The 11,021-nt window shown below is 45.0% G+C and carries 11 protein-coding genes; all 11 read left to right on the top strand.

From position 1 onward, the window contains the following. The first annotated feature begins 197 nt into the window (after positions 1-197). The 11 genes from MST20_RS07290 (at position 198) to rpsA (ending at position 11,010) form a co-directional block, all read left to right on the top strand. A complete protein-coding gene (locus tag MST20_RS07290; protein WP_243941107.1) occupies positions 198-983 on the top strand; it encodes a metallophosphoesterase in 786 nt (261 codons plus the stop codon). Between the two features lie 153 nt (positions 984-1,136). Next, positions 1,137-1,721 carry a genetic competence negative regulator gene (locus tag MST20_RS07285; protein WP_020451981.1) on the top strand — a complete coding sequence of 195 codons (585 nt, stop codon included), beginning with the start codon at positions 1,137-1,139 and terminating at the stop codon, positions 1,719-1,721. Between the two features lie 195 nt (positions 1,722-1,916). Then, positions 1,917-3,191, top strand: a complete 1,275-nt coding sequence (locus MST20_RS07280; RefSeq protein ID WP_243941105.1) for a Glu/Leu/Phe/Val family dehydrogenase — start codon at positions 1,917-1,919, stop codon at positions 3,189-3,191. Between the two features lie 89 nt (positions 3,192-3,280). After that, entirely contained in the window at positions 3,281-4,246 is a 966-nt protein-coding gene (locus MST20_RS07275) for a YpdA family putative bacillithiol disulfide reductase (RefSeq protein ID WP_048350049.1), read from the top strand. A 109-nt stretch (positions 4,247-4,355) separates the two neighbouring features. Then, positions 4,356-5,324, top strand: coding sequence for an asparaginase (locus tag MST20_RS07270; RefSeq protein ID WP_243941103.1), 969 nt, complete (start codon positions 4,356-4,358; stop codon positions 5,322-5,324). A gap of 79 nt (positions 5,325-5,403) precedes the next feature. Then, positions 5,404-6,072: a glutamic-type intramembrane protease PrsW gene (prsW, locus tag MST20_RS07265; RefSeq protein ID WP_243941101.1), complete on the top strand. Its 669-nt coding sequence runs from the start codon at positions 5,404-5,406 to the stop codon at positions 6,070-6,072. 185 nt (positions 6,073-6,257) lie between these two features. Further along, positions 6,258-7,175, top strand: coding sequence for a spore cortex-lytic enzyme (gene sleB, locus MST20_RS07260; protein ID WP_481747891.1), 918 nt, complete (start codon positions 6,258-6,260; stop codon positions 7,173-7,175). A gap of 16 nt (positions 7,176-7,191) precedes the next feature. After that, the gene (gene ypeB, locus MST20_RS07255; protein ID WP_243941097.1) at positions 7,192-8,544 is read left to right on the top strand and encodes a germination protein YpeB; all 1,353 of its coding nucleotides are present in this window, start codon (positions 7,192-7,194) and stop codon (positions 8,542-8,544) included. A gap of 163 nt (positions 8,545-8,707) precedes the next feature. Continuing rightward, entirely contained in the window at positions 8,708-8,884 is a 177-nt protein-coding gene (locus MST20_RS07250; protein WP_020451974.1) for a YpfB family protein, read from the top strand. A 79-nt stretch (positions 8,885-8,963) separates the two neighbouring features. Then, positions 8,964-9,644: a (d)CMP kinase gene (cmk, locus tag MST20_RS07245; protein ID WP_165427427.1), complete on the top strand. Its 681-nt coding sequence runs from the start codon at positions 8,964-8,966 to the stop codon at positions 9,642-9,644. A gap of 217 nt (positions 9,645-9,861) precedes the next feature. Continuing rightward, on the top strand, positions 9,862-11,010 hold the full coding sequence (gene rpsA, locus MST20_RS07240) for a 30S ribosomal protein S1 (RefSeq protein ID WP_165427426.1): 1,149 nt from the start codon (positions 9,862-9,864) through the stop codon (positions 11,008-11,010). Positions 11,011-11,021: the final 11 nt, after the last annotated feature.

Raw genomic sequence — 11,021 nt, 5'->3', positions numbered from 1 at the left:
GCGCTGATCTTTAGAGTGCTTAGACAACATGGAAAAACCTCCAAAAACTAGATTTCACTCACATTTTAACAAAAAAAGCTTGTCGATCAAGCCACTTTTTATGGCTTTGTCGACAAGCTGAGACGTTTTCTTATTAAAAGAAACGTCTTTTTGTATAAAGCCGTCTTATGATAAACAAAACAGATTGGAGAATGCACATGATCTATTGGCTCAGTCTGGCTTCGGCCGCTTTCATCGGTTTTGCTGCTTTATTGTGGAAAATGTCAGCCGTCGCCCGCGAAAACCGGGTGTTGAAAACCGAGTTTTCGCTCAGACGCCTGAATAACGAATTAACCGTCTTTTTTATTTCAGATATTCATAGGCGGACAGTCAGTGAAGACATGATTCGTGAAGTGAAAGAACACGGGGTTCAGCTCGTCATGATCGGCGGCGACTTAGCGGAGGGCGGCGTCCCTTATTCGAGAATTGAAGAAAATATCAAAAGGCTTTCAAGTTTGGGAAAAACGTATTTTGTATGGGGAAATAACGATTATGAAGTTGATCAGGAAAGGCTGCAGGAAATATTCAAGGCACACGGTGTAACGCCTTTGCGCAATGCTTCGGTTTTGCATGACCATCAAGGACAAGCCGTCAATATTTGCGGAGTAGATGACATCAGGCTCGAATTGGATGATTACCCGGCAGCGCTCAGAGGCGTGCAGCAGGATTTTCCGACCATCCTTGTGTCACATAATCCGGAGATTCATCATCAAATACAGGAGACGGACGGTATTGATCTCATATTGAGCGGTCATACCCACGGAGGACAGATTCGCCTCGGCAGATTCGGGCTCTGTGAAATCGGAGGAACCGGAACCGTTCATCAGGCGCCGTACTTGATCAGCAACGGCTATGGCACGTCGAAGCTTCCTCTGCGGCTGGGAGCGAGGCCGGAAACCCATCTGATTAAGCTGGTCCCGGGACCCGGCATGGAAGGAAACTGATGCTTTTTCACTGAAAAGGAACGAAAAGGCGGCATTGTGCTTGTCTTCCGCCCAAACACAGTGTAAACTGGTATCAAAATTAAGAACCTATGACTCATCATCTCCATATAATAAGATATATGATGTGTGCAAGAAGAGGCAGGAGGGAACGTTATGCGGCTTGAGCGTCTAAATTATAATAAGATCAAAATCTTTCTGACACTTGATGATCTGACAGACCGGGGGCTGACGAAAGAAGACCTTTGGAAAGACTCATTTAAAGTTCAGCAGCTGTTTAAAGACATGATGAACGAAGCGAATACAGAGCTCGGGTTCGAAGCGAATGGCCCAATCGCTGTTGAAGTGTATTCTCTTCAAGCACAAGGTATGGTCATCATTGTCACAAAAAATCAAGAAACAGATGAAGACGATAATGAGTATGATGAGGACTATATTGAAATGCAAGTCAAACTTGGCGAAAGTGTTGACATTATATATGAATTTCAAACGTTTGAGCATCTGATTGAACTTTCCAAAAACCTGGACCGCATCGGTATTCAAGGCGGGACAGTCTACCACTATGAAGACAGGTATTTCTTAAGTCTCGACGATTTTGACTCCCATGAGGCTGACGGCGTGATTTCGATTTTAGCCGAATATGGGAATCCGACGACTTTAACGATTTACAGGCTTCAGGAATACGGAAAGAAAATCATGGAAAACAATGCCGTTCAGACCATTCAGACATATTTCAAATAGCCCGCATCCAAAAAAGATATTCTGCTGTGTTAAACAGCAGTTTTTTTCTGCCGAAAATAAGAATATAACAAAAAAGATTTTTCTCGAATATTTTCACTAAAAATGGTTGATTGTTCTTTGCATGATTAGTGCAAGGGTGTATACTATTCTCTGAAAGGACAACATGCCAGAAAGACTTTAGGAGGTTAACTTATAATGGTAGCCGATCAAAACACCGGTCATACTGAAGAAAACACACATGACGTTTTGAAATCAACGCAAACGGTGATACATAAGGCGCTTGAAAAATTGGGGTATCCTGAAGAGGTGTATGAATTACTAAAAGAACCGATCCGTTTTTTAACGGTGAAAATTCCGGTTCGCATGGACGATGGATCTGTTAAGATTTTCACGGGCTACCGAGCCCAGCACAATGATGCAGTAGGGCCGACAAAAGGCGGCATCCGTTTTCATCCGGGAGTTACAGAAAAAGAAGTTAAAGCGCTTTCTATTTGGATGAGTCTGAAATGCGGCATCATCGACCTTCCATATGGAGGCGGAAAGGGCGGGATCATCTGTGATCCGCGGGATATGTCCTTTCCTGAACTGGAACGTTTAAGCAGAGGGTACGTCCGGGCGATCAGCCAAATTGTCGGACCGACAAAAGACGTGCCGGCTCCCGATGTATTTACCAATTCTCAAATCATGGCATGGATGATGGACGAATATTCAAGAATCGACGAATTCAACTCGCCGGGCTTCATTACCGGCAAACCGCTCGTTTTAGGTGGTTCTCACGGCAGAGAATCTGCGACAGCAAAAGGGGTTACAATCTGCATTAAAGAGGCGGCGAAAAAGAAAGACATCGACATTGAGGGAGCTTCTGTCGTCGTGCAGGGGTTCGGAAATGCGGGAAGCTACCTTGCGAAATTCATGTATGACGCTGGTGCAAAAATCGTCGGCATTTCTGATGCATACGGCGGCCTGTATGATCCTGAAGGGCTTGACATCGATTACCTGCTTGACCGCCGGGACAGCTTTGGAACGGTCACAAAGCTGTTTAATGACACCATTACAAACAAAGAACTGCTGGAGCTGGAATGCGATATTCTGGTGCCGGCTGCAATAGAAAATCAAATTATCGCGGAAAACGCCCATAACATCAAGGCGAAAATCGTTGTCGAAGCAGCCAACGGCCCGACGACGCTAGAAGCGACGAAAATTCTTTCCGACCGCGGCATTCTTCTTGTACCGGACGTGCTGGCAAGCGCCGGCGGTGTAACCGTGTCCTATTTTGAGTGGGTGCAAAACAACCAGGGATTCTACTGGACTGAAGAAGAAGTTGAAGAACGTTTGGAAAAAATGATGGTCAAGTCGTTCAACAATATTTACGAAATGGCGCACAACCGCAGAATTGACATGCGGCTTGCAGCCTATATGGTGGGCGTCCGCAAGATGGCGGAAGCATCCCGCTTCAGAGGCTGGATATAGGTTTAAACATTTGCAACAACCCAAAAAATCTCCTATCATAAAATAGGAGATTTTTTGATTTGCCGGATATGACAGGAGATGAACGGAACATGAAAGAAGAAAAAGTGATCATTATCGGCGGCGGCCCTTGCGGGCTTTCAGCAGCTATTCACATGCAAGAGATCGGAATAGATGCACTCGTCATTGAAAAAGGAAACATCGTCAACAGCATTTATCAATATCCTACACACCAAACCTTTTTCAGCTCAAGCGAAAAACTGGAGATTGGCGATGTCGCTTTTATTACTGAAAATCACAAGCCGGTCAGAAATCAGGCGCTTTCTTATTACAGGGAAGTCGCCAAGCGGAAAAATTTGCGGATCAACGCGTTTGAGAAAGTTCAATCCGTAACAAAAACAGAGAATAACCAATTTATCGTGGAAACATCAAAGGATACGTATTTGTCGTCATTTTGCGTTATCGCAACGGGATATTATGACAACCCGAACTATATGAACGTCCCGGGAGAAGACCTTCCGAAAGTATTCCATTATTTTAAAGAGGCTCATCCTTATTTTGATAAAGATGTTGCGGTTATCGGCGGGAAAAATTCAAGCGTCGACGCAGCGATGGAGCTCGTTAAAGCGGGCGCAAGAGTGACTGTGCTGTACAGAGGGAACGAATATTCCTCCAGCATCAAACCGTGGATCCTTCCCGAATTCCTTTCGCTTGTCAAGCACGGAAAAATCAGAATGGAATTCCGAGCGGTCGTCAAAGAAATTACGGAAGACGAGCTGATTTTTTCTGTCGACGGAAAAGAGACCAAGATCAAAAATGATTTTGTGTTCGCTATGACAGGTTATCACCCTGATCACGGCTTCCTTCAAAAAATGGGAGTCGAAATTGACGCGGATTCGGGCCGTCCCTCCTTTAATGAAGAAACGATGGAGACGAACGAAGAAGGCATCTTCATCGCCGGCGTTATTGCGGCCGGGAACAACGCAAATGAAATTTTCATTGAAAACGGACGTTTTCACGGCGGCTTAATTGCAGCTGAAATTGCAAAACGAATATAAAAACCGGATATTTTATGATTTGGATCAGGCAAAAGAGAGCATATTCTATATATAGATGTGCTCTCTTTTTTATCGGCACACAGATCAACACGAAAAGAGGCAGCCTGACATGAAAAAGAAAGTAGCGCTTATTACAACGGGAGGAACGATCGCCAGCCGGAAAACCGAAAGCGGCAGGCTTGCGGCAGGGGCGATCAGCGGTCCTGAATTAGCCGAAATGTGCAGCCTGCCGGAAGATGTCCAGATCGATGTCTATCCGGCGTTTCAGCTTCCGAGTATGCATATTACATTTCAGCATTTACTAGAACTCAAACAAACCGTCGAACGCGTTTTTCAGGACGGCAGCTATGACGGCGCGGTTGTGACGCATGGTACGGACACGCTTGAAGAAACCGCTTATTTTTTGGATTTAACCTTGCAGGATGAAAGGCCGGTCGTTGTCACAGGTTCACAGCGAGCCCCCGAACAGCAAGGCACAGATGCATATACAAATATCAGACACGCCGTTTATACAGCGTGCAGCCCAGATATAAAAGGAGCCGGCACGGTCGTTGTTTTTAACGAGAGGATCTTTAACGCGCGCTATGTTAAAAAAGTGCACGCTTCGAACCTGCAGGGTTTTGACGTATTCGGCTTCGGTTACTTAGGGATTATTGATAATGATAAAGTATACGTTTATCAAAAGCCTTTAAAGCGGGATGTTCATCAGCTGCAAAGACCGCTTCCTAAAGTGGACATCGTCAAATGCTATCTAGATGGAGACGGCAAGTTTATCAGAGCCGCCGTCCGCGAGGGTGCAGCAGGGATCGTCCTTGAAGGAGTCGGAAGGGGACAGGTACCGCCGAATATGATGAGCGATATTGAACAAGCATTAAATCAGGGCGTTTATATCGTCATCACGACGAGCGCAGAGGAAGGCGAAGTGTATACGACCTATGACTATGCGGGCAGCAGCTATGACCTCGCGAAAAAAGGGGTCATCTTAGGCAAGGATTATGACAGTAAAAAAGCGAGAATGAAACTCGCCGTCCTTCTTGCAAGCTATGAAGAAGGCATAAAAGACAAATTCTGCTATTAGGCGGCCTGTTCTTTTTCAATTTCAAAACAATCCGAATCATGGTAGGATAGAATGAGATGAAAAGGAAAGAGGTTTCCTCATGTTCGGAATTATCTCAGCAGGCTTAGCTCCCGGAATCGCACTGTTAATGTATTTTTACTTAAAGGAAAAATATGAATCCGAGCCCATTCATATGGTCATCCGCCTTTTTATACTGGGGGTTTTGCTCGTTTTTCCGACGATGTTTATCCAGTATGTATTGGAAAAAGAACACATTTCTGAGGGCAGTTTTGTCGTTTCATTTTTAACTTCCGGCTTTTTGGAAGAATTTTTAAAATGGTTTTTGCTGATGGTAAGCACTTTTCAGCATATCGACTTTGATGAACACTATGACGGAATCGTATACGGGACAAGCCTTTCATTGGGGTTTGCGACGCTTGAAAATATATTGTATCTCATCGGGAACGGGGTGGAGTACGCTTTTATGCGCGCTTTGCTTCCGGTTTCCAGCCATGCCTTATTCGGAGTGATCATGGGCTTTTACATCGGCAAAGCCCGGTTTTCTGCAAGTAAAACAAAGATGAAATGGCTGTTATGCTCGCTTTTTATTCCGGCTTTGCTTCACGGTCTCTACGATTATATTCTGCTCGCCTTAAAAAACTGGATCTATTTTATGCTGCCCTTTATGGTGTTTCTTTGGTGGTTCGGCTTGCGCAAAGCAAAAAAAGCCCGTTCCGTCAAAGCCGGCGGGCAGTCTCTTCAGCAATAACCGCCTCGAGCAAGGGCGGTTTTTTTATTTTCTTGTCAGGCATATTTGCCTAAAGATGAAACAGAAAGGAAAGCGTGTATAAAATCTGCCTCGCTACAAAAGATATGGGTACAAAAATGCTGGAGGAGGCTTAAAACATGAAGTCGAAAGGTTCTTTTTGTTTGAATGTCATTTTATGTACCATTATGGCAGCCAGTCTTTCACTTCCATTCAGTCAAAAAAGCGCTGCCTTTTCTGAACAGGTGATACAGCGGGGGGCGACAGGGGATGATGTGATTGAACTGCAGGCAAGGCTTCAATATAACGGCTATTACAATGGCAGAATTGACGGAGTATACGGGTGGGCGACATACTGGGCCGTCCGTAATTTCCAAAATCAGTTCGGCTTAAAGGATACAGACGGCCTGGTCGGGCCGAAAACAAAACGATTTTTAATCAATCATACTAAATATTACAGCGACTACGTGCACAGACAGCTTCGAAAAGGAAACCAATTTACACATTACGGCGGGATGCCGCTGAAGTATCAGACGAAACCTTCAAAAGAAGTGCAGCAGCAGGCTAGAAAAAAGGCGGAAGCAAGACAGCAGCAGGGCGCACAGCAGCAAGGTACTGCCCAAAAGCAGCCACAGCAAAAGCAGCAGGCCGCTCCTGCACAGCCGAAAAAACAAGCGCAGCCAAAGGCAGTACCTAAACAGCAGGCGCCTAAAAAACAGGATGCCGTTGCAGCCAATATGCCGGGCGGCTTCTCGAACAACGACATCAACCTGTTGGCCCAAGCGGTTTACGGTGAAGCGCGCGGAGAACCGTATGACGGCCAGGTTGCTGTTGCAGCCGTTATTTTAAACAGACTCGACAGCCCTACCTTCCCGAACACGGTGGCTGGTGTTATCTTTGAACCGCTTGCATTTACAGCTGTCGCGGACGGACAGATTTACATGACGCCGGATGAAACGGCGAAAAAAGCCGTTCTTGACGCCATCAATGGCTGGGATCCGTCAGAAAGTGCCACTTACTACTTTAACCCTGACACGGCCACTAGCTCATGGATTTGGGGCAGACCGCAAATTAAAAGGATCGGTAAACACATTTTCTGTGAATAAAAGCGAGGTGCTATAAATGATCAGAGGAATTTTAATCGCCCTTTTAGGTGTCGTCATCGTCGGAACAAGCTATTGGGGCTATAAAGAACATCAGGAGAAAGACGCCGTTTTGCTTCATGCCGAAAACAACTATCAAAGGGCATTTCACGATTTAACGTATCAGGTGGATCAGCTGCATGACAAAATCGGGAGCACACTTGCGATGAACAGCAAAAAAACGCTGTCTCCCGCCTTGGCGGAAGTCTGGAAGACGACTTCTGAAGCGCATAACAATGTCAGCCAGCTGCCGCTGACCTTAATGCCGTTTAACAAGACCGAAGAATTTTTGGCAAAGGTCGGAGATTTCAGCTACAAAGCAGCCGTGCGCGACCTTGACAAAGAGCCGCTTAATAAAAAAGAGTACGCTTCTTTAAATCAGCTATATGAAAATTCAAAGGATATACAAAATGAATTGCGTAATGTCCAGCATTTGATTATTGACAAAAATCTGAGATGGATGGATGTAGAGCTTGCGCTCGCGTCCGGCCAAAAACAAAGCGACAATACGATTATTAATGGATTTAAAACCGTTGAAAAAAGCGCAAGTGCATTTTCGGATACGGATTTAGGCGCGACAGAGATGACGAACAAGAAAAAAGAGCAGCAAGGGTACGACCATTTAAAAGGCAGGAGAATAACCGAAAAAGAAGCGCGCAAGATTGCCCAAAAATTCGCTCAGGACAAAAATTACAATATCAAAGTGTCGAAAAGCGGCAAGAAAACGAACAGGGATGTATACAGCATCAGCATGCAGGACCCTGATCAAAAAGCGGATATTTATATGGACATTACCGAAAAAGGCGGATATCCGGTTTATCTGATCCAAAACAAAAAAATTAAAGATGAAAAAATCAGCCTGAACGACGCGTCGAACAAAGCCCTTCAATTTTTGAAAAAAAACGGCTATAAAACCGAAGACTTGAAGATGGATGAAAGCTCGCAATACGATGGCGTCGGCGTGTTTTCGTTTGTTCCGGTCCAGGACGGCGTCTGGCTCTATCCGGACAGCATCCGCATCAAGGTCGCGCTTGACGACGGCGAAATTACCGGATTTAATGCAAAGGATTTCTTAATCTCCCATAAGAAAAGAGACTTGCCGAAGCCGAAATTAACGCTTGAAAAAGCAAAAGCAAGCCTGAATCCCAACGTAAAGGTTCAGGAGACCCGTCTTGCTTTAGTCACAAACGAGCTTTCACAAGAAGTGCTCTGCTACGAAATTCTCGGCACGATTGAAAACGATACATTCCGTATGTTTATCAATACCGAAGACGGCACGGAAGAGAAGGTCCAAAAAATGAAAAGCGCAGAACCGATATATAACGATTTGTAAAACGATAGATCAGAGGGAAAAGGCGGATAACACGCCTTTTCCTTTTTAGCATTCGGAATAATTCGTTCTAAACATTTCCATACTGAACGTATGGGCGGAACGTCCGCCGGTGAAAATTAAACATGCCCTACGCAATAAATTTTCCGGGCAGCGGAGGAACGATATGAAAACAATTGAACGGTTATTATTTAAGATTCTTGTCGTACAGGCGGTCATATTAATCTGCGTGCAGCTTCTTTTTCATTTCTCCAAGGCTGAGCCTTATCTGTCAAAAGTCGTGCAGTATGAAGGCGTGAACAACATGAAAATCGGCGAATGGATCGAGACATTTAAGCCGTAATTCACGCTAAAATCTCCCCTTTTTCACCTAATACATGATACAATCCTATAAGGAGTACCAGATAGCAAGGAGAGGAATTATGGAAAAGAAATTATGCATTGCAATAGACGGCCCAGCGGCAGCCGGAAAAAGCACCGTGGCGAAAATCGTGGCCGGAAAAAAGTCGTATATTTATATCGATACGGGTGCCATGTACAGGGCGATTACGTATTTAGCGCTGAAAGAGGGCGTCGATTTAAACGACGAAGCGGCTTTGACGGCCTTGTTAAAAGAATCTGCCATCGATCTCACGGTTTCGCCTGAAGGAGAGCAGAAGGTTTATATCGCAGGCGAAGATGTAACAGAGGCGATCCGCACGGATGACGTGAGCAACCAGGTTTCAATCGTCGCCAAACACGCCGGGATCCGCGAAGAAATGACGAAAAGGCAGCAGCAGCTGGCTGAAAAAGGCGGCGTCGTCATGGACGGTCGCGACATCGGAACGCATGTTCTCCCGAATGCGGAAGTGAAAATATTTCTTTTGGCGTCCGTTGAAGAGCGGGCAAAACGCCGCTTTGAAGAAAACGTCAAAAAAGGGTACAATGTAAACTATGAAACGCTTGCAGAAGAAATCAGGCGCCGCGACAAACTCGATTCAGAGCGCGAGATTTCGCCGTTGAAAAAAGCGGACGACGCGCTTGAAATCGACACGACTTCACTGACGATCGATGAGGTGGCCGAAAAAATCCTGCAGGTTGTAGACAAAAAGGCTCAAAAATAAAAAATCCGGGCAAATTACTTATTGTCTGCATGTTTTGACTTGACAAACACAGGCTTTTATTAGAAGTTAGTAATAATAAATCATGTTTTAGAACATTCAAATATCCATTTTTGAATGGTTCTTTAATACATATCGGCTGTCCGGATCGGATATCAATTCGTCCGGAATAACCGTTTTTACAAAAGCTGTGTAGGTTTGGACCAAGGAGGTTATTGAAATGACAGAGGAAATGAATCAAATTGATGTTCAAGTACCAGAGGTTGGAGATGTGGTGAAAGGTATTGTAACGAAAGTTGAGGACAAGCATGTCGATGTTGACATCCCCAACTGCAAGCAAACCGGAATTATCCCAATCAGTGAATTATCAAGTCTTCATGTTGAAAAAGCATCAGATGTCGTCAATGTTGACGATGAGCTTGAATTAAAAGTGACAAAAGTGGAAGACGATGCATTGATTTTATCAAAACGTGCTGTTGATGCAGACCGCGCTTGGGAAGACCTAGAGAAAAAGTTTGAGTCAAAAGAAGTGTTTGAAGCCGAAGTAAAAGACGTCGTCAAAGGCGGTCTGGTCGTCGATATCGGCGTGCGCGGATTCATCCCCGCATCGCTTGTAGAGGCGCATTTTGTTGAAGATTTTACAGATTATAAAGGAAAGACGCTTACTTTAATCGTCGTTGAGCTTGACAGAGATAAAAACCGCGTGATTTTGTCACACCGTGCGGTTGTTGAAAAAGAGCAGTCAGAAAGAAAACAGGAGTTTCTTCAAACGCTGGAAGCCGGACGGGTGCTTGAAGGAAAAGTGCAGCGCCTGACAGACTTCGGTGCTTTCGTTGACATCGGCGGCATTGACGGTCTTGTTCACATCTCCCAGCTGTCGCATTCACACGTTGAAAAACCGTCAGACGTAGTCGAAGAAGGCCAGGATGTCAAAGTCAAAGTGCTGTCCGTTGACCGCGACAATGAACGAATTTCGCTATCAATCAAAGAAACGCTTCCTGGGCCTTGGTCCAACATCGGCGAAAAAGTGAAGCCTGGAGACGTATTGGACGGAAAAGTCCAGCGCTTGGTGAGCTTCGGTGCATTTGTCGAAGTGCTGCCTGGAGTTGAAGGTCTCGTCCATATTTCGCAAATCTCGAACAAACACATCGGTACGCCTCATGAAGTCCTTGAGGAAGGCCAGGACGTAAAAGTGAAAGTTCTTGACGTCAACGAAGAGGAAGAGCGCATTTCTTTAAGCATGAAAGAGCTTGAAGAAAACACCGATAAAGCAGAGCAGGAAGATTACCGTCAATACCAGGCTAAGGAAGAGTCTTCAGGATTCCAGCTTGGTGAAATGATCGGAGACAAACTGAATAAATTAAAGTAAAATTTGGTGAT

Origin of the sequence: Bacillus sp. B19-2, from assembly GCF_022832475.1 — a bacterium.
GTDB lineage: Bacteria > Bacillota > Bacilli > Bacillales > Bacillaceae > Bacillus > Bacillus paralicheniformis.
Note: the sequence above shows the minus strand (reverse complement) of the source record. Positions and strands in the feature narration are given on the sequence as shown.